We start from the raw sequence: 22,765 nt of genomic DNA on the forward strand, positions 1-22,765 counted from the left end.
ATGGATGGCAGAACAAGGGTATCGAGCACGGCGCTGACCGCATCGGGACTGGGCTTGGCGATGCTGGCGGGCTTCGCGATTGCGAACCCTGCAAAGGCAGGCCTGCAACTGTCAGCCAATGTCAGCGGGGTGCTGTTCAGTTGCGCCGATCAGGCCGCCTGCGACAACAACCCGGCGGTGGGGTTCCTCGGAATCGGCACCGTCGTGCCGCTGGCAATCAACGGCGTCCAGATCACGGCGTCGCTGCATTTCATCCAGGATACTTCGAGCACCGACACGATCAGCAGCAGCTCGCTGACCGTGACGAACAGTTCCGGGGCGGCGCGCAACATCACCGTGGCCGTGGGGGCGGACGACTTCTCCGGCGGACCGACCGGGACCTGGTCCTCGGCCGGGTCGGGGACCTTCCTGAACTCCCTCGGCAGTTCGATGGACCTGGGCTTCTTCATCGATTCCGCCAACAACCAGCCGGCGGACAATTCGACCGACACGCCGGGCGTGCAGGTGGATTCCTTCAGCTTCACGCCGCTGACGAACCCGGATGCCTTCTCGCACAACAACGCGGGCGGGCCGGTGGCCACGAACACCAACTACTCGATGACCCTGCAGTTCGAGTTCGACCTGAACGATGGCGGTTCGTTGGTGAGCCGCGGCCAGGCGCTGATCACGGACTCGCCCGTGCCGCAGGAAGTGCCGGAACCGGCCAGCCTGATCCTGTTCGGGGCAGGGCTGGTTGGGCTTGGGGCGATGTCGTACCGCCGCCGCCGCTACGGCTGAGCCGATCGGAGCGAGGCGGCCCGCAGGGGAGCGCCGCCTCGCTAGCCGGCGGGCGTCGGCTGTCGCGCCGGCTGCGCAGGCTCCCCGCAGCAGCGTCGGTGAATTTGACAGGTGCTGTTCTGGATAGTGAGGAGACGCGATAAGCCGCGCCAGACCACAACTCATGAGAGAGATTTTGTTACATTGTATGTCGCGTATTGCACACAATCAGACACATGACTGTGAAGCTGAGCATTGTATGCCATCATGGGTTGTTCGCCAGCAGGCAGAGTTCGGCCTTTCGGACGCATGTCAAATCTGCCGACAGACACTAAGCATCTGATTTGTCGGGAGATGAGCTGAAACGGTATATGCCAAGGCGCTCAGGCGCCACGGCACACTCCTTGAGTGGCATCGGCCGGTGGGGCGCACCCCCGCTGATTGCAGCCAAGGAGTTTGTCAGAATGCGTCACGCTATTTCTTCCCTCAGGACTGTCGGGGTGGGCCTCGGCCTCGCACTCGCCGCCACCACCTATGCGCCGTCCGCCGAGGCCGCGCCGATTCCGAATGGCACCGGCATTGAGCTGGCCGGCTTCGTCACCCTGCTCCCGCTTGGCACCGACGCCGCGGACCTGACCGGGCTCGACTTCGACCCGATCCTCACGCCGCCGGGCGGCGGAGCACCGTTCCAGACCCGCACCAGCGGTGCCGGCACCGGCGCGCTGCTCGGTCTGTTCGATCCGGATGTCGAGATCAAGGACATCGCAGAGGGCACGATCGTCGGCTCTGGGCCGGTGAGCATCATGCTGGATATCGACGACTTCTTCACCGTCGAGGGACTGTCGAGCGATTTGACCTTCGATCTGACCAGCATCCTCAACATCAATCGGCTCTATGACGGTGAGACCAGCATCACCTTCAGCGGCACGGGCGTGTTTCAGGGCGGCGGCTTCGACGCGACGCAGGCGACCTACACCCTGACGGCGCAGGGCAACACCGTGACGAGCTTCTCGGCCTCAGTGTCGTCTGGCGGCCAGGTCGTGGACGTGCCGGAGCCCACGACCCTCGCCCTGTTCGGCATGGGCCTGCTTGGCCTCGGCGCGGTTGCCCGCCGGCGTCTCGGCTGAGCCAGGCTCTGAAAGGGGCGGCCCAGTGACGGGCCGCCCCGCTCAGCGGCGCAGCAGCACCAGCGCCGCCAGCGCCTGCAAGGCACCCGCCGCCAGGAACAGCGCCGCCGGATCCAGCACCCGCAGCAGGCCGAAGGCCGCGGGCGCGAAGGCATAGGCGGCCTGCCCCGTCGCCACGACCAGCGCCACCACCCGCGGCACCTCGGACTCCCGAAAATCCTGCTGGGCGATCAGCGGCGGCATCGAGGTGGCATTGCCCAGCCCGAGGCCGAACAGCGCCACACCGAGCAGCAGCAGCGCCGGCGCGCCGCCGGCCAGCATGAGCGTCAGCGCCCCCAGCACCTGCACGCCAAAATTCGCCGCCGCCGCGCGGCGCCGGTCCACCCCGGGCCGCAGCACCCGCGCCATCACGGATCGGCCGGCAATGGCGCAGGCCGTCGCCAGGCCGGCGGCGAGCCCGGCCCCCTGCGCGCCCAGCGCCGGCGCGAGCAGCGCCACCAGATGCGCCACCAGCCCGATCTGCGCGAACAGCCCCAGCGCATTGGCCAGCACCAGCAGCAGGAAACGCCGGTCCGACCAGAGCCGCGCCGCGTCCGGCGCCTCCGCGCGCGGCGGCGGGGGCGTCTCGCCATCGGGCCACAGGCCCATCGCCGCGGGCGTGCGGCCGAGATAGCGCCCGGCGAGCCACCACAGCGCCAGCACCATCGCGCCGCCGATCAGCGCCGCTGCCCAGCCGAATCCCACCCAGCCGATCAGCGCCACCCAGAGCGGCGAGAGCACCACGCCGCCAATGCTCGCCCCGTTGAAGGCCGCGCCGATCGCGGCGGGGCGGCGGCGGATGAACCAGGGCGAGACCATCGCATTGATCGCCGCCGCGCCCGTGGCCGCCCAGCCCGCGCCGGAGAGCAGCGTCGCCAGGAACAACTGCCAGGGCGCGGCGGCCAGCGCCCAGCCCAGCGCGCCGAGCGCGGCGCTCACGGCCCCTGCGCGCGTCACCGCGACGATGCCGAAGCGGCGGTGCAGCCTGGCCAGCAGCGCAACGACGCCGGCGCCGACGAGGAAATGGCTGGTCACCGCTGCCGAGACCAGCCAGGCCGGCCAGCCCCGCCCGGCCTCGACGGCGTGCAGGAAGACCGGCGGACCGTAGAACCCCATGCCCCAGCCGAACACGGCGACCACGAAGGCCGCACGCACGACCTTCCACCCGAACTCCTGCGACGAGTCTCTCATCCGCCGATCCGCACCCTGCGATCCTGGCATCCTGGCGCAGCGCGCGCAGCCGGGGCTTCGGCGGCCGCCGAAGCATCCCGCGCGGCGGCGCGCTATCCTGCCGCCATGTCCAGCAATGCCGCCCTGGCCGAGACCGCCGCGCTGATCGGCGATCCCGCGCGCGCCGCCATGCTCGCCGCCCTGATGGACGGGCGGGCGCTGACCGCCGGCGAGCTCGCCTCGGCGGCCGGCATCACGCCGCAGACCGCGAGCGGTCATCTCGGCCGGCTGACCGAGGCCGGGCTGCTGGCCATGGAGCGACAGGGACGGCATCGCTATCACCGTCTCGCCAGCCCGGCCGTCGCGCGCCTGATCGAGGGCCTGCTGGAACTCGCCGCGGCGCGGCCGCGGCGCGCGGTGGCGACCGGGCCACGCGACGCCGCCCTGCGCCAGGCCCGCACCTGCTACGACCACCTGGCCGGGCGCCTCGCCGTCGCGATCGCCGACGCAATGACCGCGCGCGGTCAGATCGAGCTTACGGCCGATGGCGGCGCCGTGACGCCTGCCGGCGAGGCTTTCCTGGTCGGCCTCGGCGTGGCGGCGGCGCCGACCCGCCGCGGCAGGCTGTTCTGCCGGCCCTGCCTGGACTGGTCGGAGCGCCGGCCGCATGTGGCGGGCGTGCTCGGCGCCGCGCTCTGCACCCGCTGCTTCGCGCTCGGCTGGGTGCGGCGCCGCGCAGGCGGCCGGGCGCTGGAGATCACGCCGGCCGGCTGGGCCGGCTTCCGCGACGCCTTCGGGATCGCACCCGAAGACTTGCGCGGCCCTGCCTGATCAGCGGCCGGGCGATGCCGGCAGCGGGCATCGGGCCAGGAGCCGGATCAGCCAATCGCCGCCTCAACGGCCAAGGCTGCCTTCAGGGCGCGAAGTCCGGCCGCGGCGTCCACCTCGGGCGGGTTGCCGTCCAGGCACGCCGTGGCGAAGCCGGCCTGCTCGGCCTCCAGGCTGTCATGGTCGGTCCAGGTCGCGCGGTCCACGCCATGGGCAGGCATGTTCGCCACCGGCTCGGCGCCGCCGCGGCGCAGCACAGCGAGGCTCCGCTGGAGGAAGTCCACCGCCATCTCGCCTTCCCGCCCCAGAACCCGCAGCCGCCGCTCCATGGCAAGCGACACGCGCGAGGCGGTGATCACCGCCGCGCGGCCGGAGGGGAAGCGGAAGCGCGCCACGGCGAAGTCGGGATGGTCGGAAACAACCCGCGCACCGACCGCCTCCACCACCTCCGGCTCCTCCCCGGCCAGGGTCAGGATCAGGTCGATGTCGTGGATCATCAGGTCCAGCACCACGGAGACATCCAGGCTTCGCGGCCGGAACGGCGCCGCGCGCACCGCGTCCCACGACAGCGCCTGGTCACGGCCCGGCGCCGCCACCACGGCGCGGAACGCGGCCGAGAAGCGCTCGATATGGCCGACCTGCAGCACCCGGCCCCGGGCGGCGGCCAGCGCGGCCAGTTCGTCAGCCTCGGCGAGGGTGGCGGCGATCGGCTTCTCCATGAACAGATGCCGCCCGGCCTGCAGCACCGCCAGGCCCAGCGCATGATGGAAGCGGGTGGGGGCGGCGACGATCACCGCATCGGCGGCGGCGATGGCCTCGGCAAGGCCAAGGGCGGGCGCGCCGGCCTCGGCCCCGATGGCGGCGGCGCGGGCGGGGTCGGCGTCATGCACGGCGACGAGGCGCGTGCGCGCGCCCTTCGCGGCCTTGAGGGCGTGGAAGCGGCCGAAATGGCCGGCACCGAGCACGGCGAGGCGGAGCGTCATGCGGCGGGTCTACTCCTTCCGCGCGTCTTTTGCGCCCTCCCCCGCCGCTCTTCTCCCGCCCGTGCCCGCGCGCTCTTGCATCGGGATGCCCCCCCGCGCATCTTCCGCGCCAAATGCCCGCCTCCCGCCTCGCAAGGCCGGCGGGCTCCACCGGAAGGCAGGCTGGTCCCCGTCCATGATGTATTTCGCCCGCTGGAAGTCGCTCGCCATCATCGGCGTCTGCTTCCTCGGCGTCCTGCTCTCGCTGCCGAACCTTCTGCCGCGCGACAGCCTGCCGAGCTGGGCCAGGCAGATCAGCCTCGGCCTCGACCTGCGCGGTGGGTCCTACCTGCTGCTGGAGGTGGACACCTCCGCGATGGTGCGGGAGCGACTGGAGACGCTGGTGGACACCGTCCGCCGCGGCGCCGCCAGCGCCAATCCGCGCATCCTCTACACGGGCCTGAATGCCGACCCGGCGGAGCGGCGCGTCTCGCTGAAGGTCTCCGACCCGGCCCGCGCGCCCGACATCGCACGGATCCTGCGCGACGCGGCCATCGCGGTCGGTGCCGGCGCCGGATCGCAGCAACCCGACATCGAGGTGGCCACGGCGCCCGACGGCACCGTCAGCGCGACGCTGACCGAGGTCGCGCTGCGCGCGAAGTCGGGCTCCGCGGTGGAGCAGTCGCTCGAGATCGTGCGGCGGCGCATCGACGAGAGCGGCCTGGTCGAGGCGCTGATCGCGCGGCAGGGCACCAACCGCATCCTGGTGCAGCTTCCGGGCGTCGAGGATCCCGCGCGCATCAAGGACCTGCTCGGCCGCACGGCGCGCATGACCTTCCACCTGCTCGACGAGAGCGCGAACATGCAGTCGGCGACGCCGCCGCCGGGCACCATGTTCCTGCGCGGCGAGCGCGCGGACGAACGCTTCCCGGTGCGCCGCCGCGTGGAGGTGGATGGCGCCAACCTCTCCGACGCCCGCGCCGGGCAGGACGGGCGCACCGGCGAATGGGTGGTGAACTTCTCCTTCGATTCCGTCGGCACCCGCCGCTTCGCGGACGTCACGCGCCAGAATGTCGGCAAGCCCTTCGCCATCGTGCTGGACGACAAGGTGATCACCGCGCCGGTGATCCGCGAGCCGATCACCGGCGGCCGCGGCCAGATCAGCGGCAGCTTCAACGCGCAGAGCGCCTCCGACCTCTCTGTGCTGCTGCGCGCCGGCGCGCTGCCCGCGCCGCTGACGGTGGTGGAGGAACGGACCGTCGGGCCGGAGCTCGGCGCGGACGCGATCCGCGCGGGCATCCTCTCGCTCGCGGCCGGCACGCTCTTCGTTTTCCTCTACATGGGCCTCGCCTACGGCTTCTTCGGCTGGATCGCGAATCTCGCGCTTGTCGCGAACATCGTGATCATGATCGGCATCCTCTCCGTGATGGGCGCGACGCTGACCCTTCCGGGCATCGCCGGCATCGTGCTGACGCTGGGCACCGCGCTCGACGCAAACATCCTGATCAACGAGCGCATCCGCGAGGAAGTGAAGAACGGGCGAAGTCCGATCAACGCGCTGGAAGCCGGCTACACCAAGGCGTCCGGCACGATCATGGACTCGAACCTCACGAACCTGATCGCGATGGCCTGCCTCTACGGCTTCGGCAGCGGCCCGGTGCGCGGCTTCGCGGTGACGGTCGCGGTCGGCACCATCGTGCAGATGTGGACCGCCACGGTGGTGACGCGCCTGATCATCTCCTGGTGGTATCGCGCCAAGCGGCCGAAGGAGTTGCCGGTGCTGGAGCGGCCGGGGCTGTCGCTGCTGCAGCGCCTGGGCAGGCCGCTGTTCCGCATCGTGCCGGACAACACGCGCATTCCCTTCATGCGCGGCGCGCGGATCGGCGTGCTGGTCTCCGCGATCATCTCCACCGCCTCGGTCGCGCTGGCCTTCTATCCCGGCCTCGAGAAAGGGATCGACTTCCGCGGCGGCATCGTGATGGAGGTTCGCACGCCGGAAGCGGCCAACCTGGGGCAGCTCCGCTCCGCCGTGTCGGCGCTCAATCTCGGCGATGTGGGCCTGCAGGAATTCGGCGCGCCGGACACGGTGCTGGTGCGCCTGCCGGTGCAGGGCGACGAGGGCGGCACGCAGCGCGCCGTCGCGGCCGTGCGCGGCGCGGTCGAGCAGGTGGCCCCCGGCACCCGTGTGCTGCGGGTGGAAGCGGTGGGCAACCGCGTCTCGGCGGAGCTGTTCATGGGCGGGTTGATCGCCCTCGGCCTCTCCTTCCTGGCGATGCTGCTCTACATCTGGTTCCGCTTCGAATGGCAGTTCGCCGTCGCGGGCATCGCCACGCTGCTGCTGGACACCACGAAGGTGGTGGGCCTGATGGTGGTGACGGGGATCGAGTTCAACCTGACCACCGTGGCCGCGATCCTGACCATCATCGGCTTCAACGCCAACGACAAGGTCGTGGTGTTCGACCGCATGCGGGAGAATCTGCGGAAGTACAAGCAGATGCCGCTGCGCGAACTGGTGGACCTCTCGATCAACGAGACTCTGAACCGCACCATCGGCACCTCGATGACGCTGCTGCTCAGCGCCCTGCCGCTGGCGCTGTTCGGCGGCGACGCGCTGTCGGGCTTCGCCTGGTTGATGGTGGCGGGCATCGCGATCGGCACTGCCTCCTCCACCTTCATCGCCGCGCCGATCGTGCTGTTCACCGGCGCGAAGTCGCTGCGGCGCGGCGAGCCGGTGCGGAGCGCGGCGGCGCAGCCGGGATGAGCGGCGCGGCGGCCCCCGGGATGCGCGGCGCGCCGCGGCGGGGGCTGCTGGCGCTGGCGGCCTGCTGCGTCGCGCCCGCCCTGGCCCGGGCAGAGCGGCACCCGCCGGCGGTGCTGCTGGTACCGGCGCCGGTGGGCTCCAACACCGATCGCTGGGCGCGTTTCGTGGCGCCCTTCCTGGAACGCCACTGGCCGCGGCAGAAGCTCAGCCTGCGCAACCTGCCAGGCCGCGGTGGCCTGGCCGGCGTGGCGGAACTGGCGCAGCAGCCTGCCGGCGCCCGCATGATCGGCGTGCTGACGACCCCCGTTCTGCTGGCGCGCGCCGTGGAGGCGAACCTGCCGCCGCCCATGGACCTTGTCGCCCCGCTCGGCGCCCTGATCGAGGAACCGGTCGTGCTGGTGGCGGCGCCGGGCGGCGTCGCCAATCTCGAAGCGCTGCGGGCGGCGACGGGCGTCTCCTTCGGCACGCCGCCGCCAGGGACGGCCGGGCACATGGCGGGAATGCGGCTGGCCGAGAGCGCCGGCCTCGCGCCGCTGGTCTTCCCCTCCGCTGCCGCGGTGCGACAGGCGGCAGCGGGCGGGCATGTGGCGGCGGCCGCGCTGACCCTGGCGGATGCGATCCAGTATCTGCGGGAGAACCGCCTGGTCGCGCTGGGCATCGCCGCCTCCCGCCGGTCGCCGCTGCTGCCGGAACTGCCGACCTTGCGGGAAGCGGGTCTCGAACTGCTCGGGGCCACGCGGCGCGGCTTCGCGGTGCCGCCGGACGCGCCGGCGGCGTGGCGCGACTGGCTGGTGGCCGGGCTGGAGGCGCTGGCCGCGGACCCCGACCTTGCGGCGCAATGCGCAGAGTCCGGCCAGGTGCCGCGTTTTCTCGGCCCGGGGCCCTGGTCCGCCCTGCTGCGCCGGCAGGATGAGGCATTGCGCCGGCGCTGGCGCGAAGAACCTTGGCTTCCGCGCCGCACATGACCACGCTAGGCTCCTGTGACAGCGGGCGGAGATTGCCTTCATTTTGAGACGAATGCGTCGTCATCCGGCCCCTGCGGCCGCGCCCGTCCGCGGGCGCCGGACTCGTGCGCCTGCCGGCCGCGCGACGGCAGGGGGCTGAGCCATGCTCCGCCGCCCGCGCCGCAGCCTGCCGGACACCGCCTGCCTGGTGCTGGTGGCCAGCGACCCTATGGTGATCGCGGCCGCACACGATGCCGCTCGCCGGCTGCATGGCGCGCGCCCCGTGCAGATCGTGACCGGCGCGGAGGCGCTGTTCCGCCTGGTCGGGCCGGGCGAGCCGCCGCGTCATCTGGTGCTGGAAGGCGGCCGCGCCGGAGCGGATCTGCTCTCCGCGGCCCGCGACCGCTTCAGCGGCACCGAGGTGGTGGTTGTCGCCCGCCCGGGGGAGAAGGCGCCGGACGGCCTGCGCGCGGTGCCTGCGGAAGGCGCCAAGCTCGCCAAGGCGTTGTCGCGCAATGGCAGCAATGGTGCGCTGCCGGCGGCGGATGCGCGAAGCCTGGCAGCGGGACTGGCGCGCGGCGAGATCACGGTGCGCTTCCAGCCGATCGTCCGCCTGGCCGACCGCCGCCCAGTGATGGTGGAGGCGCTGGCGCGCTGGGAACGGCCGCGGGTCGCGCTCGGCGCGGGCGCCTTCGTCGCGCTGGCCGAGCAGGCGGGGCTTGCCTCCCAACTTGCACTGGCCGTGGCACGCTGCGCGATCGAGGGGCTGGCACAGGCGCGCCGGCGCATGCCGCTCCGCCTCTCCTTCAACGTGCCGCTCGCGGTGCTGCTGCAGGCCGACCTGCCGAGCCGGCTGGGCGCGCTGATTGCGCTGCACGGGCTGCGGCCGCAGGACGTGCTGCTCGAACTGACGGAAAGCACCACGGTGCGCGACACCGCGCTGCTGCGCCGCGCGCTGCAGCGGCTGGACGGCTCCGGCTTCCGCGTGCTGCTGGACGATCTCGGCCTGGATGATGCGCGCGCGCCGCTGCTGGGCCTGCCCTTCGCGGGCGTCAAGCTGGACCGCAGCCTGATCTCGGCGCTGCCGACGGAGCGCCGCGCGCGCGCGCAGGTGGAACGTCTGGTGCGGCGTTCCCATGCCGAGGGCCGCGCGGTGGTTGCGGAAGGCGTGACCGATCCGCTGCTTTGGCGCGCGGCCGCCGCCGCGGGCTGCGACCTGGCACAGGGCTTCGGCGTCGGGCGGCCGATCCCGCCCGACGCGCTGCCCGCCTGGATCGCCGCCTGGAGCGGCGCCGCGCTGCCGGACGGGCGGTAGCCGCTCCGCCCGCTATTCCACCTTGATGCCGGCGGCGCGCACCACCGGCGTCCAGCGCGTGATCTCGTTCTGGATGAAGGCGGTGTATTCCTCCGGGGTGCTCGCATGCACCTCGTAGCCCTGGGCGATCAGGCGCGTGCGCAGCTCCGTCCCATCGCCCATCGCGGCGACGATGCCGGCATGCAGCTTGCGCTGGATGGCGGGGTCGGTGCCGGCCGGCGCGAGGATGCCGTAGAAGCCGGAGCCGAGCAGCTCGGGCATGCCCTGCTCGATGACCGTGGCGACGTCCGGCAGCATCGGATGGCGCTGGCGCGAGCCGATGGCGATGCCGCGCATGCGCCCGCCCACCACATGCGCACCCGTCGGCACCAGCGCGTCGTAGAAGCCGTGCACATTGCCGGAGAGCGCATCCTGGATCGCCTGGCCGGCGCCGCGATACGCCACCACGGTGAAGCCCGGCCCGCTCTTCGCGCGCAGGACCTCCGCCATCAGATGCGTCACCGCGCCGACATTCGGCACGGCCATGTTGAAGCCGGCCGGCGTCTTGCCGGCGGCGATGACATCGGCCAGCGAGCGCTCCGGCCGCGTCGGATGCACCACCGCGAGGGCCGGGATGGACGCCACCAGGCTCACCGGCGCGAAGTCGCGGCCGACATCATAGGGCAGCCGCATGCCGAGCGCGGTGTTGAGCGCGATGGGCGCAGCGGCGAAGAGCAGCGTGTAGCCATCCGGCTGCGCCTTCGCGACGGTGTCCATCCCCGGCACGCCGGCGGCGCCCCCGCGATTCTCAACCAGGAAGGACTGGCCGAACTGATCGCTCAGCTTCTGCGCCAGCAGCCGCGCCACCATGTCCAGCGCGCCGCCCGCCGCGGTGGGCGCGACGAAGCGCACCGGCCGCGTCGGCCAGGCCGTCGCGCCCTGCGCGAGCGCCGGCGTGGCCAGCGCCCCGAGGGCGAGCGTGGTGAAGTGGCGGCGAAGCATGGCGTGTCCTCCCTTTGCTTGTTTCAGCGCGGCGCGCGTTGGCCGGGCGTGACGGTGACATCACGGATGCGGCCGGAATAGGGGAACGCGCCGTGCCGCTCATACAGGTCCCACAGCACGGGGCCGCGGCGGTCGAGACCGACATCCAGCCCTTCGAAGACGCCGTAGAACACCATAGTCGGGGACATCGGCGTGAAGGGCACCGCCTCCGCGCCGTCGATGACCAGCCGTCCCTCGCCGCGGCGCTGGCCATGCGCGCGGTATTCGAGGGCGATGGTCGCCTCGCCTTCGGGCATCGGGACGGAAGGCAGGTCCGTCGTCTCGCCGAAGCCGTTGTAGTGGAAGTGCAGCCTTCCGCCTTCCACCCACATCACCATCCCGCCCGTCGGATCGCCGATCGCCCAGAGGATGCCCTGGTCGCCCTTGCGATAGGTGGCGCGCGCCGCGATGACGTAGTCGCGGTCGCTGATCAGCGGGAAGGTGTCGAAGCGGTGCACCGTGTCGGCACCGGGCAGGAAGCGGCGCGGCTGGTCGGCGCGCACGGCGTATTCCGGCGCGAGGTCGCGGAACTTGTCGAGCCGGTCGCGATTGTCCAGCGGATAGACCTGGTTCGACCACGCTGCCGTGTCGAAGGCCTCGACCAGTTCCTTCAGCTTCTCTGGGTTCTGCGCGGCGAGGTCGGTGGATTCGGAGAAATCGCGCGTGAGGTCGTGCAGCGTCCAGTTGTTCCAGTCGATCTCGGCGCCACGCTTCTGGATGGAGCGCACCAGCCAGCCATCGCGGTAATAGGCGCGGTTGGACCAGCATTCGTAATACTGCTCGTGCCGGGGCGATGCGGACGCGGGCTCGCGCAGCAGCGCGGCGAAGCTGCGCCCGTCCATGTGCCGGGCAGTGCGGTCATGCACGCGCTCGAGCGGCGGCGCGGCGGCGCAGTCGAGCAGTGTCGGCATGATGTCGGTGACATGCACGAATTGCTGCCGGATCGCGCCGGGGTCCCGAATGCGCCGCGGCCAGGACAGGATGAAGGAGACGCGCCTTCCGCCCGCGCCGGTGTAGGTCTTGAAGGACGGGAAGGGCGCGTTGCACATCTCGCCCCAGCCCGTGGGATACAGGCTGGCGCTGCGCGGGCTGCCGAGGTCGTGCGCCGTCGCGCGCTCCACCTCGATCGGCGGCGGGGCGAGGCCCATGTAGCGGCGGTTGTTGTTGAACATCCCCGTCGGCCCGCCGGCATCCGTCGCGCCGTTGTCGGACGTGACGAGGATGATGGTGTTCTCGCGCTCCCCGATCTCGTCGAGGTAGTCCAGCAGGCGGCCGATGTTCTGGTCCACGCAGTCGATCATCGCCGCGTAGCATTCCATGTGCCGCGCGAGCATCGCCCGGTCGGCGGGGTCGGTCTTCTCCCATGTGGCGACGCGCGGATCGGAGGCGGGCAGCTTCGTGTCCGGCGGGATCAGCCCCATCGCGATCTGGCGCTTGTGGCGCGCCTCGCGCAGCGCGCTCCAGCCGATGTCGTAGCGGCCGCGGTACTTCGCGAGATCGGCCGGCTTTGCCTGCAACGGCGCGTGCGGCGCGTTGTTCGCGACGTAGAGGAAGAAGGGCTTGTCGGGCGAATGCGCGCGCAGGTCCGTCACCCAGCGCAGCGACTGCGTCATCCAGTCATCCGTCGCGTAATAGTCGCGCGGGTAGGCCTCGACCGGGATCACCTGGTTGCCGGCGGTCAGCGCGGTCGGGAAGAAGAAATGCGTCTCCCCTTCCAGGAAGCCGTGGAAATGGTCGAAGCCGCGCTGGCACGGCCAGGACCGCTTGTCGCCCGCCGGCGTGCAATCCGCGGTCGGCGTGTTGTGCCACTTCCCCACCGCGCAGGTGGCGTAGCCGGAGGCGCGCAGCGTCTCCGGCAGCGTCGCGCAATCCGGCGGGATCTCGCCGCGATAGCCGGGATAGCCGGCATCGTTGTTGGACAGCCAGCCGGTGCCGGCTGCATGCGCGTTGATGCCGGTCAGCAGCGCGGCGCGCGCCGGCGAGCAGATGGGATGCGTGGTGTAGTGGTTGAAGCGCAGCCCTTCCTTCGCCAGGCGATCCATGTTCGGCGTCTCGATCTCGCCGCCGAAGCAGCCGGGATCGGAGAAGCCCATGTCGTCCATCAGGATGACCACGATGTTCGGCGCGCCCTTCGGGGCGTGGTGGCGCGCCGGCCAGACAGGCGTGCTTTCCTCGCGTGAGCGGCCGATATGCTGTGTCATCCCGGTGTCCCCACGACAACGCTGGCATCCATGATCGGTGGCGGCGGGTAGTGATGGCCGCGCTGGCCCGAGAGGCCGCGGTTCACCCCGCCGCGGAACTCGCGCGCAGGCATGCCGACCAGCCTGCCGTCCTTCACCCAGTCGCGGTCGCTGCCCCAGGCGCCCTCGACCAGCGCCTGCTCCAGCCGCGCACGCATCGCGGCCAGCGCCGGATCGGCGGCGCGGTCGTGCAGCTCCTGCGGATCCTCCTGCAGGTCGAAGAGCTGGAGCACGTTGCCGCAGGGATACCAGAGCAGCTTGTAGCGGCCATCCGTCGCCATGCGCGTGGCGTTCGCATCCTCGCGGCACGCGCCGAGGAAGATGTCGCGGCGGGCATTCCCGATCATCGACAGGCCCTCGACATGCGCGGGTGAGTCCACGCCGGCGAAGTCGAGCAGCGTCGGCATCACGTCGGCCAGGCCGACCAGGCGGTTGTCCACCGTGCCCGGCTTCGTGCGGTCATCGCCGGCGGGGCCGACAAGCAGGGTCGGCACGCGCGCACTGTCCTCGTAGTACAGCCGCTTCGCCCAAAGGCCGTGGCCGCCGAGCATGTCGCCGTGATCCGCGGTGAACAGGATCACGGTCTCGTCCAGCAGCCCTTCCTCCCGCAGCGTGCCGATCACCAGGCGAAGCTGGTGGTCGATATGCGTGCAGAGCGCCATGAAGGCCTGCATGATCTGACGGTGATGGTGCGGCTTCACATGCGCCCAGAAGTCGCGCACCGCGCGCAGCGCATAGGGCTGCGCTGCCTCGTCCTCCGCCCAGGCGCCCATCGCGGGCGGCGGTGCATGGGCGTCGCGGTAGATGTCGAGATAGGCGTTCAGCGGAATCAACGGCGGATGCGGCGCGGTGTAGGACAGGTGCCAGAAGCCCGGCCGTGTCGGATCGCGGCGCTTGATCTCCCGGCACATCCGCCACGTCGTCCAGTTCGTGACATGGCAGTGTTCCGGCAGGTGCCAGGGCCGCCAGAGATAGTCGTTGTTGTTCATCGCATGGTCGAAGCCACGGCCCGGAAAGCCCTGGTCGGCGATGTAGATGTCGTGGTCGTCCGGCCCGCCGAGATGCGGCCGGCCTTCCTCGGCCAGGTGCACCTCCTCGAACCCGATGCGGTCGCGCGGCGGATAGACATGCAGCTTGCCGACCGCGGTGGTCTGGTAGCCGGCGGCGCGCAGGATGCCCGGCAGGGTCGGCAGGTCGGGCATGCGCAGCGCGGGGTCGAAGCTGCGATCGCCATGCTGCTTCGCGGTGGTGCCCGTCATCATGGTGCGGCGCGCGGGAATGCAGATCGGGCATTCCGAATAGGTGCGGGGATAGCGCACGCCGACGCGGGCAAGCTGGTCCAGTGTCGGCGTCAGGATGGTGGGGTGGCCCTCGTAGCCGGTGAGCGAGGCCGGCCACTGGTCCACCGTGACGAAGAGAAAGTTCGGGCGCAGGCTCACTCCACGCGCGCCCCGCTGGCCTGCACCAGGGGCCCGAATTTCTGGCGCTCCGCCTGGATCCAGGTGGCGAAATCCGCCGCGCTGCCGCCGGCGAAGGGCAGGCCAAGCTGCCGGGCGCGCTCCAGCACCGCGGGCTCGCGCAGCGCCGCGTTGAAGGCAGTGTTGAGCTTCTGCACCGCTTCCGCCGGCACGCCGCGCGGCGCCACCACGCCGTGCCAGGAGGTGAAGGCGTAGCCGGGCACGCCGCTTTCGGCGACCGTCGGCAGGTCCGGCGTGAAGGGGCTGCGGCGCGCGCCCGTCACCGCGATGGCACGCACCGTGCCCTGGTTCACCGCCGGCAACAGCGTGCCGTCGATCAGCAGGTCGATGCGCCCCGCGATCAGTTCCTGCGCTGCCGGCGCGCTGCCGCGGAACGGCACATGCGTCATCTTCGTGCCGCTCAAGCTCATCAGCATCTGCGTGGCGAGATGCCCCGCCGTGCCCGGCCCCGGCGTGCCGAAATTCAGCGCATCCGGGCGCGCCTTCGCGGCGGCCACGAGATCCGCCACCGTGCGATGCGGGCTGTCCTTCGGCACGCCGACCAGCAGCGAAACCTCCGTCAGCCGCACGACCGGCGCGAAGGCATCCGGATCGTAGGGCAGGCGCGCGAAGAGATGCGGCGCGATGGCGAGAATGCCGATATCCGCGAACAGCAGCGTATGCCCATCCGCCGGCGCACGCGCCGCAGCGCCGGCGCCGATGGTGCCGCCGCCGCCGCCGCGATTTTCGATCACCAGCGGCTGGCCGATCTGCTTCTCGACCGTGGGCGCAAGCAGGCGCGCGAGGATGTCGTTGTTGCCGCCGGGCGGGTAGGGAACGATCACCGTCACCGGCTTCTCGGGCCAGGCGGCCCGCGCCACGGAAGGCGCGGCGAGCGCGGCGGCCAGAAATCCGAATGTCCTGCGTCGCATCGTGGAATGTCCTTCGTGTCTCAATAGAGCGCGCTGCGCGGCGGGCCGGCGCTGATCGTCGCCGCCAGGCCATCGAGATGCGCCTTCAGGCGTTCGGCGCGGATCGTCGCGTCGTCCCAGAGATTCTCGAACTCGCCGGGATCGCTGGCGTGATCGAAGATCTCGCCCTTGGGATGGCCGTGATAGATCACCGACTTCCATCGCCCGTCATACACCATCGAACCATGCGTATGGTCGGGATGGCCGCCGATGGCGTCCTTGAACTCGCTGACGACCTGCGCCTTGTGGACATGCGGATCGGCGCGACCCTCCAGGATCGGCAGCAGGGACCGGCCCTGCATCTGCCAGGGCACCGCGATGCCCGCGGCCTCCAGCAGCGTCGGCGCGATGTCCACCAGTTCGACCAGCGCGTCGCTCTCCAGCCCCGCCTGCACGCGGCCCGGCCAGCGCCACAGCATCGGCACATGCACCAGGCCTTCGAAGAAGCGGCAGCCCTTCAGCACCAGGCCGTGGTCGCCCAGCAATTCGCCATGGTCGGAGTGGAACAGGACCAGCGTGTCCTCCTCCTGCCCGCTGTCGCGCAGGGCGGCCAGGATGCGCGCGACCTGCGCGTCAAGGTGCTCGATCATGGCGTAGTAGTTCGCCTTGACCTGCAGCGCGTCGTAATCCTCCGGCACGTGGCTCGCCACCTTGTCGTGGTCGCGCTCCTTGGGTGGTGGCGCAGGCGCGGCGTTGCGGCGGATGGTGGGGTCCACCGGCTTCTTCTGCTGCTGGTCCACGCGCTCGAAATCCCGCCAGCGCTCGGCGTCGGAGGGACGCCACAGCGGCAGCGGCAGCGCGGCGGCATTCACGCGCGCCAGTGCCTCGGGCGGCGCGTCGAAGGGCGCATGCGGGTCGAAGAAGTTCAGCGAGAGGCACCACGGGCCATCGCGCCGATCGGTGATGAAGCGCGTCGCCATCTCCGCGCACCAGGTGGATTGGTGGTACTCGGCGGGCACGCCCGCGCCGACGAAGGCGCCCTTGTCGCGATAGAGCGCCTGCGGGTCCACCTTCTTCTCGTGCCGCAACCAGTGTTCGTAGGCGTCGCCGCGCGCCGCATCCGGCGTGGGATGGTGGTTCCAGTGGAACACGCGATAGCCGTCGTCGGTGCGCTTCTCGTGGTACTTCGCGGCGGAGAGGTGCAGCTTGCCCACCAGCCCGCAATCATAGCCGTGGTCCGCCAGGATGCGCGTCACCAGCGTCTCGTTCGGCGGGAAGAAGGCGTTGCCGTTGCGGTAGACGTGGTGGCTGGCGGGATAGCGCCCGGTCAGCATGGAGGCACGCGATGGCGTGCAGATCGGCGACTGCGTGTAGGCGCGCAGGAAGGCGGTGCCGCGCTCGGCCAGCCCATCCTGCGCGGGCGTGCGGATATGCGCGTTGCCCAGGCGGTGGATCGTGTCCCAGCGTTGCTGGTCGGTACAGATCCAGAGGATGTTGGGCCGCTTCGTCACTCGATGCGGATCCCCGCGGCGCGCACTGCCTCCGCCCATTGCGTGCGCTGCGTGGCGATGAGTTCGCCGAAGGCCTGGGGCGATCCGGGCGCCGCGCTGGCACCCATGTCGGCCAGCCGGCTCGTGACTTCCGGCAGGCGCAGCACAGCCTGGATTTCCGTGTTCAGCCGCTGGACGATGGCGTCCGGCACGCCGGAAGGCGCGGTCAGGCCGAACCATCCCGGCGTCGAGAAGCCGGCGAGCCCCGCCTCATCCGCCGTCGGCACCTCCGGCCAGGCGGAGATGCGCGGCGCGCCGGCGACCATCAGCGGCCGCACGCGGCCCGCCTGCACCTGGCCCGCGGCCTCCAGCGGGCTCGCGATCATCGCCTGCACACGGCCGGCGGCGAGATCCGCCACGGCCGGCCCGCCGCCGCGATAGGGCACATGCACGAGGTCGATGCCCGCGCGCAGCTTCAGCAGTTCGAAGGCGACATGCGGCAGGGAGCCGTTGCCGGGCGAGGCATAGTTCATCCCGCCCGGACGGGATTTCGCCAGCGCGACGAATTCCTCGAAGCTGCGCGCGGGCACGTCGCTGCTGACCATCAGCGCATTCGGGCTCAGCACCAGCAGCGCCACGGGGCGGAAGTCGCGTTCCGAGTTGAAGGGCAGGTTGGCGTAGGCGAAGGGGACGATGGCGAAGGGCGGCGGCGTCAGCAGCAGCGTGTAGCCATCGGGCGCGCTGCGCGCGACTTCCTGCGTGCCGATCACGGTGGCGGCGCCCGGCTTGTTGTCCACCACCACGGTCCGGCCGAGGCGCGTGCCGAGATGATTGGCGACGAGACGCGCGGAGACGTCGGAGGAACCGCCGGGCGCGAAGGGCACGACGATGCGGATGTTGCGCGCGGGCCAATCGCCCTGGGCCTGCGCAAGACCTGGCAGCGCCAGCGTGCCCAGGCTTCCCAGCAGCAGCGCGCGACGGCCGGGACGCGCGCAGGCGTCCTCATGACGGTGTTCGGACATTCCTTCCTCCCCCGGTTCCGTGGCAAAGTGGCCTGACCAGTTGAAGGATGCTGGTCCGGGTGCCAAACACCTGTCAACCAGCGACGGAAGAAATGCCCTTCGAACCGATCGAGCCACGCCGCCTGTTCCGACGCATCGCCGAGCAGATCGCCGCGATGATCGCGCGTGGCGATCTGCCGCGCGGTAATCGGTTGCCCGCCGAGCGTGAACTGGCGCAGCGCCTGAATGTCAGCCGCCCCTCCGTGCGGGAGGCGCTGATCGCGCTGGAGATCGCGGGGCTGGTGGAGGTGCGCGGCGGCTCCGGCGTCTATGTGCGCGCCGGTGCTCCGCAGCCTTCGGCGCCGCCGAGCGATGCGCCCGGCCCCTTCGACGTGCTGGAGGCGCGGCTGGTGGTGGAGCCCGAATGCGCCGCGCGCGCGGCACGCGCCGATGCCCCATCCCGCGCCGCCGTGGCCGAGGCCTTCGGGCGCATGGCCGCCGCACGCCGCGCCGGCAGGCCGGAGGAGGAGACGGATCGCGACTTCCACCTGGCCATCGCGGAGGCCGCGGCGAACACCGCGCTGGCCCGCATGGTGGGCGAGTTGTGGCGCGGGCAGACGGCGCCACTGGCAAGCCGGCTGACCGACCTCGCCGTCTCGCCGGAACGGCGGCGCGACAATCTGGCGGAGCACGCGGCGATCGCGACGGCCATCGTCGCCGGCGATGCCGCGGCAGCACGCGCGGCGATGCGGCGGCACCTAACGGCGGTGCGGCGCGCGAGACTGGCTGGGCTGGAGGGGGCGTAGGACGCCCGGGAGCGACAAGGTTTGTCGCGCCCCCATCCCGACCCTCCCCCGCAAGGCGGGGAAGGGAGCGATACGGTCAGCCGGCTCTCTGCAACGCTCGCACCAGCGTGCGCGCGTCGCCGTCTTGCGGCAGCGCGGCGATGGCATCCAGCGCGGCGTCGATCGCCGCGGGCGCCAGCACCGTCGCGGCGCAGTCCCGGAACTTGCCCGCCTGCTCCGCGGCGCTCAGCGGCAGCGCGGGGGAGCCGCGTCTTTCCGTGCGCGCCTCCGTCAGCACGCGGCCGTCGCGCAGGCGGACAGTGACGCTGGTGGAGGGCGGCGGCGCGCCTTCGGTCTCCTCCAACCCGCGCATCGCCACGCGCGGCATCACCGCGCGCGAGGCGGCGCGGTGGATCGCCTCGCCTTCGAAATCCGCAACGCCGAGCGCGCCCTGCGCGGCCGCCGTGGCAAGGCAGTACTGCATGGAGAAGCGCGCCTGCATGCCGGTCTCGGGGTTCTCGTGCATCAGGTTGCGGCGCAGCACCATCGGCAGCTCGGTCTCGATCGCCTCCACCTCCTCCGCCGCGAAGCCCACGCGCGCCTTCAGCGCGAGCAGCGCATCCAGCGAGAGATGCGTCGCAGCGCAGGTAGGATAGGCCTTCAGCGACAGGCCCGGCGATTCGATCGCCAGTGCGGCGTCCCCCGAGGGCGGATCCATCGCGCCTTCGGGCGCCGGGCGTCCGGCGAAGATTTCCGCAAAGCGCCACGGGCCGGCCAGCGCCTCGCGCGCGCCGCCGACGCCTTCGGCCGCCAGCGTCGCCGCCAGGATGCCGGCCTTCGCCGCCAGCCCCGCATGCACCGACTTCGCCATGGCGCCGAGTTGCATCCGCGTGCCCGCCGCCATGCTGACGCCGAGGCTGAGCGCGTCCGCTGTGCGCGGCGCATCCAGCTTCAGCAGCCTGGCGCAGGCGCCGGCGGCGCCGACCGCGCCGATGGTGGAGGTGGCGTGCCAGCCCAGCGCGTAGTGGCGCGGGTTCACGCCGCGGCCCACGCAGGCCATCACCTCCAGCCCGACGACCAGCGCATCCAGCAGCGCGGGTCCGCTCGCCTCCACCTCCTCGCCCAGCGCGAGGATCGCCGGCACCAGGACCGCGGTGGCATGGCCCGAGAGCGGGCCGAAGGTGTCATCGTAGTCCAGCACATGCGCCGCGGCGCCGTTCACCAGCGCGGCCCAGGGAGCGGGCAGCGCCAGCCCGTCGCCGACGACATGCGCGTCGCCGCCGCCCCACCGGCGCACAGCCGCGGCGACGCGGCGCGGCGTCTCCTCCGCGCTGCCGGCCAGGATGCAGCCGATCGCATCCTGCATGGCTTCCACCGCCAGAGCCGAAGCCCGCGCCGTTCGCGCAGGCGGAACATCGGCAATCCAGCTCGCTATGCGATACGTGACGCCCTCGTTGCTCATGGCCCGATCCTCCGCCTGCGCGATGCTGACGCTTCGCGGGGACGATCTTCAAGGCCCGGCCCCTTCCCGGCGGGCGGGAATGCGTGCGAGCATCGCCAGGGCTGGTGGGGAACGCGGCATGACGGCGTCACGGGCCGGGGCCATTGCGCGGGCGCAGGACGGCTTCGACAACGGCAACTATCTCGCGCGGCTGCGCACGCTGGTCGCGGTGCCCACGGAAAGTCAGCTCGAAGGCAGCCTGCCCGCGCTGACGCAATACTGCGCGGAGACGATACCCGCGCTGATGCAGGACATGGGCTTCGCGCCCGCGGTGCTGGACAATCCCCGCAAGGGCCGCGGCCCGGTCTTCGTCGGCACGCGCATCGAGGACCCGGCGCTGCCGACCGTGCTGGTCTATGGCCATGGCGACGTGGTGCGCGGCCTGGCGCCGAAATGGAGCGAGGGGCTGGATCCCTGGCAGGTGACGGTGCGCGGCGACAAATGGTACGGCCGCGGCACGGTGGACAACAAGGGCCAGCATCTGATCGCCATCGAGGCGCTGCGTGCGGTGACCGCGGAGCGCGGGCGCCTCGGCTTCAACGCGAAGGTGCTGGTGGAGACGGGGGAAGAACAGGGTTCGCCCGGGTTGCGGGACCTGCTGCGCGCGGAGAAGGACCGGCTCGCTGCCGATGTGTTCATCGGCCTGGACGGGCCGCGGCAGACCACCTTCATGCCGGAGATGAAGCTCGGCGCGCGTGGTGGCGTCGCCTTCGACCTCATCGTGCATCTGCGCGACCACGCGCATCATTCCGGGCATTGGGGCGGCGTGCTGACCGATCCCGGCTTCGTGCTGGCGCAGGCGATGGCGACGATCGTCGACCGCAAGGGCCGCATCCAGGTCGAGGGATGGACGCCGGAGGCGATCCCGCCCGCCGTGAAGCGTGCCATCGACGCACTGGTGTTCGAGGACATCCCCGGCCTGCCCGAAGGCGACCCCGACTGGGGCGAGCCCGGTCTGACGAAGGCCGAAAAGATCTTCGGGTGGACGAGCGTGATCGTGCTGGCCGCGATCACCGGCCATCCGGATGCGCCGACCAATGCGGTCCAGGGCGAGGCGCGTGCGCGGCTGCAGGTGCGGCATTGCGCGGACATCAAGGGTGCCGACATCGTGCCCGCGCTGCGGCGCCATCTCGACCGGCACGGCTTCCAGAGCGTGCGGATCGATCCCGTGGTGGAGCGGGACATGTTCGGCGCCAGCCGCACCGATCCCGACGATCCCTGGGTGCGTTTCGTCGCGGAGAGCATGCAGCGCAGCAGCGGGCAGGCGCCGAACATCGTGCCGAATTCCTCCGGCTCGAACCCCTCCGACATGTTCCAGGAGGAGCTGGGGCTGCCGGTGATCTGGATCCCGAACAGCTACGCCGGCTGCAACCAGCACGGCCCGGACGAGCATGCACTGGCGCCACTGCTGCGCGAGGGCCTCGGGCTGATGGCGGGGCTGTGGTGGGACATCGGCGAAGGATTGGCTCCGCGGAGGCGATGACGATGCTGCGACGACGCACCCTGCTTTCGGCGACGCTCGCGCTGCCCGGCGCGGCTGCGCTGGCCCAGGCGCAGCCCTTCCCGCAGCGCCCGGTGCGCGTGATCATCCCCTTCGCACCTGGCGGCGGCACGGACAACCTCGCACGGCTGATCGAGCCGCTGGTGAACCGTCGCCTTGGCCAGAACCTGGTGATCGAGACACGGCCCGGCGCGGGCGGCGTGATCGGCACGGAGATCGTCGCGCGCGCGGAGCCCGACGGCTACACGGTGCTGATGACGGATGCGAGCTTCACCATCAATCCCGGCCTGCATCCGCGCCTGCCCTTCGATGCCGAGAAGGATTTCGTCGCGGTGACGATGCTGGCCAGCGGCTCCTCCGTGCTGCTGGTGCATCCCTCGCTCGGCGTGCGCACGCTGCAGGAGTTCCTGGCGCTGGCGCGCGCGCGGCCGGGACAGCTCAGCTATGCCTCCGGCGGCAACGGCACGGGGCCGCACCTGGCGGCGGAGCTTGTGAAGATCCAGGCGAATATCGAGCTGGTGCATGTGCCCTATCGCGGCACGGGGCCGGCGACGAACGACGTGGTGGCCGGGCATGTGCCGCTGATGTTCAACGGCATGTCCGCGGCGAAGCCGCATGTCGAGGCCGGGCGGCTGATCGCGCTCGCCGTCACCGGGGAGCAGCGCAACCCCGGCCTGCCGGACGTGCCGACCTTCGACGAGCAGGGGCTGCATGGGATCGAGGCATCCTCGATCTGGGGCATCTACGCGCCCGCGCGCACGCCGGAGGCCGCGGTGCTGAAGCTGTCCCAAAGCTTCGCCGGAGCGGTGACAGATCCCGCCATCGCGCAGCGGCTGGAATATCTGGGCTTCACGCCGGTCGGCAGCGATCCCGCGACGCATGCACAGCGCGTCGCTGCCGACATCGCGCGTTGGCGGAACGTGATCCGCACCGCCGGCATCCGCGTGGACTGAGGAG

18 protein-coding genes are annotated in these 22,765 nt (G+C 71.5%); 9 read left to right on the forward strand and 9 right to left on the reverse strand.

Annotated elements, in window-relative coordinates:
• Positions 1-777: a PEP-CTERM sorting domain-containing protein gene (locus E4T13_RS12790; protein ID WP_170984973.1), complete on the forward strand. Its 777-nt coding sequence runs from the start codon at positions 1-3 to the stop codon at positions 775-777.
• 479 nt (positions 778-1,256) lie between these two features.
• On the forward strand, positions 1,257-1,883 hold the full coding sequence (locus E4T13_RS12795) for a PEP-CTERM sorting domain-containing protein (RefSeq protein WP_206030166.1): 627 nt from the start codon (positions 1,257-1,259) through the stop codon (positions 1,881-1,883).
• A 42-nt stretch (positions 1,884-1,925) separates the two neighbouring features.
• On the opposite strand, the gene E4T13_RS12800 is transcribed toward E4T13_RS12795, so the two are convergent.
• Positions 1,926-3,113, reverse strand: coding sequence for an MFS transporter (locus E4T13_RS12800; RefSeq protein WP_137178683.1), 1,188 nt, complete (start codon positions 3,111-3,113; stop codon positions 1,926-1,928).
• 105 nt (positions 3,114-3,218) lie between these two features.
• On the opposite strand from E4T13_RS12800, the gene E4T13_RS12805 reads away from it, so the two are divergent.
• Complete coding sequence (locus tag E4T13_RS12805) at positions 3,219-3,923, forward strand: helix-turn-helix transcriptional regulator (RefSeq protein ID WP_137178684.1); 705 nt, start codon at positions 3,219-3,221, stop codon at positions 3,921-3,923.
• A gap of 47 nt (positions 3,924-3,970) precedes the next feature.
• Here E4T13_RS12805 and E4T13_RS12810 read toward each other — a convergent pair whose 3' ends face one another.
• Positions 3,971-4,903, reverse strand: a complete 933-nt coding sequence (locus tag E4T13_RS12810; protein ID WP_137178685.1) for a Gfo/Idh/MocA family protein — start codon at positions 4,901-4,903, stop codon at positions 3,971-3,973.
• 175 nt (positions 4,904-5,078) lie between these two features.
• Between E4T13_RS12810 and secD the strand changes: the two genes are divergently transcribed.
• The 3 genes from secD to E4T13_RS12825 all read left to right on the forward strand — a co-directional run bounded on the left by secD (position 5,079) and on the right by E4T13_RS12825 (position 9,902).
• On the forward strand, positions 5,079-7,643 hold the full coding sequence (gene secD / locus E4T13_RS12815) for a protein translocase subunit SecD (protein WP_137178686.1): 2,565 nt from the start codon (positions 5,079-5,081) through the stop codon (positions 7,641-7,643).
• The gene (locus E4T13_RS12820) at positions 7,640-8,608 is read left to right on the forward strand and encodes a tripartite tricarboxylate transporter substrate-binding protein (protein ID WP_137178687.1); all 969 of its coding nucleotides are present in this window, start codon (positions 7,640-7,642) and stop codon (positions 8,606-8,608) included. The genes secD and E4T13_RS12820 overlap by 4 nt, the downstream gene beginning before the upstream one ends.
• A 142-nt stretch (positions 8,609-8,750) precedes the next feature.
• Positions 8,751-9,902: an EAL domain-containing protein gene (locus E4T13_RS12825; RefSeq protein ID WP_137178688.1), complete on the forward strand. Its 1,152-nt coding sequence runs from the start codon at positions 8,751-8,753 to the stop codon at positions 9,900-9,902.
• Positions 9,903-9,914: 12 nt separating this feature from the next.
• Here E4T13_RS12825 and E4T13_RS12830 read toward each other — a convergent pair whose 3' ends face one another.
• The 6 genes from E4T13_RS12830 to E4T13_RS12855 are packed head-to-tail and all read right to left on the reverse strand — an operon-like array spanning position 9,915 to position 18,042.
• Positions 9,915-10,883, reverse strand: a complete 969-nt coding sequence (locus tag E4T13_RS12830) for a tripartite tricarboxylate transporter substrate binding protein (RefSeq protein WP_137178689.1) — start codon at positions 10,881-10,883, stop codon at positions 9,915-9,917.
• A 23-nt stretch (positions 10,884-10,906) separates the two neighbouring features.
• On the reverse strand, positions 10,907-13,123 hold the full coding sequence (locus tag E4T13_RS12835) for an arylsulfatase (protein ID WP_137178690.1): 2,217 nt from the start codon (positions 13,121-13,123) through the stop codon (positions 10,907-10,909).
• A complete protein-coding gene (locus E4T13_RS12840) occupies positions 13,120-14,601 on the reverse strand; it encodes a sulfatase-like hydrolase/transferase (protein WP_137178691.1) in 1,482 nt (493 codons plus the stop codon). The genes E4T13_RS12835 and E4T13_RS12840 overlap by 4 nt, the downstream gene beginning before the upstream one ends.
• On the reverse strand, positions 14,598-15,551 hold the full coding sequence (locus E4T13_RS12845) for a tripartite tricarboxylate transporter substrate binding protein (protein ID WP_170984974.1): 954 nt from the start codon (positions 15,549-15,551) through the stop codon (positions 14,598-14,600). The genes E4T13_RS12840 and E4T13_RS12845 overlap by 4 nt, the downstream gene beginning before the upstream one ends.
• Before the next feature lie 20 nt (positions 15,552-15,571).
• A complete protein-coding gene (locus tag E4T13_RS12850; RefSeq protein WP_170984975.1) occupies positions 15,572-17,041 on the reverse strand; it encodes a sulfatase in 1,470 nt (489 codons plus the stop codon).
• Positions 17,038-18,042, reverse strand: a complete 1,005-nt coding sequence (locus tag E4T13_RS12855) for a tripartite tricarboxylate transporter substrate binding protein (protein ID WP_137178694.1) — start codon at positions 18,040-18,042, stop codon at positions 17,038-17,040. Before E4T13_RS12855 ends, E4T13_RS12850 begins: the two co-directional genes overlap by 4 nt.
• A gap of 92 nt (positions 18,043-18,134) precedes the next feature.
• On the opposite strand from E4T13_RS12855, the gene E4T13_RS12860 reads away from it, so the two are divergent.
• Positions 18,135-18,827: an FCD domain-containing protein gene (locus E4T13_RS12860; RefSeq protein WP_137178695.1), complete on the forward strand. Its 693-nt coding sequence runs from the start codon at positions 18,135-18,137 to the stop codon at positions 18,825-18,827.
• 76 nt (positions 18,828-18,903) lie between these two features.
• Here the strand turns inward: E4T13_RS12860 and E4T13_RS12865 are convergent, their stop codons facing one another.
• A complete protein-coding gene (locus E4T13_RS12865; RefSeq protein ID WP_137178696.1) occupies positions 18,904-20,268 on the reverse strand; it encodes an MmgE/PrpD family protein in 1,365 nt (454 codons plus the stop codon).
• Between the two features lie 118 nt (positions 20,269-20,386).
• Between E4T13_RS12865 and E4T13_RS12870 the strand changes: the two genes are divergently transcribed.
• Entirely contained in the window at positions 20,387-21,790 is a 1,404-nt protein-coding gene (locus E4T13_RS12870) for a M20/M25/M40 family metallo-hydrolase (protein WP_137178697.1), read from the forward strand.
• Between the two features lie 2 nt (positions 21,791-21,792).
• Positions 21,793-22,761 carry a tripartite tricarboxylate transporter substrate binding protein gene (locus E4T13_RS12875; RefSeq protein WP_240791112.1) on the forward strand — a complete coding sequence of 323 codons (969 nt, stop codon included), beginning with the start codon at positions 21,793-21,795 and terminating at the stop codon, positions 22,759-22,761.
• The last annotated feature ends 4 nt before the right edge of the window (positions 22,762-22,765 follow it).

This window comes from Roseomonas sp. AR75, assembly GCF_005222815.1.
GTDB lineage: Bacteria > Pseudomonadota > Alphaproteobacteria > Acetobacterales > Acetobacteraceae > Falsiroseomonas.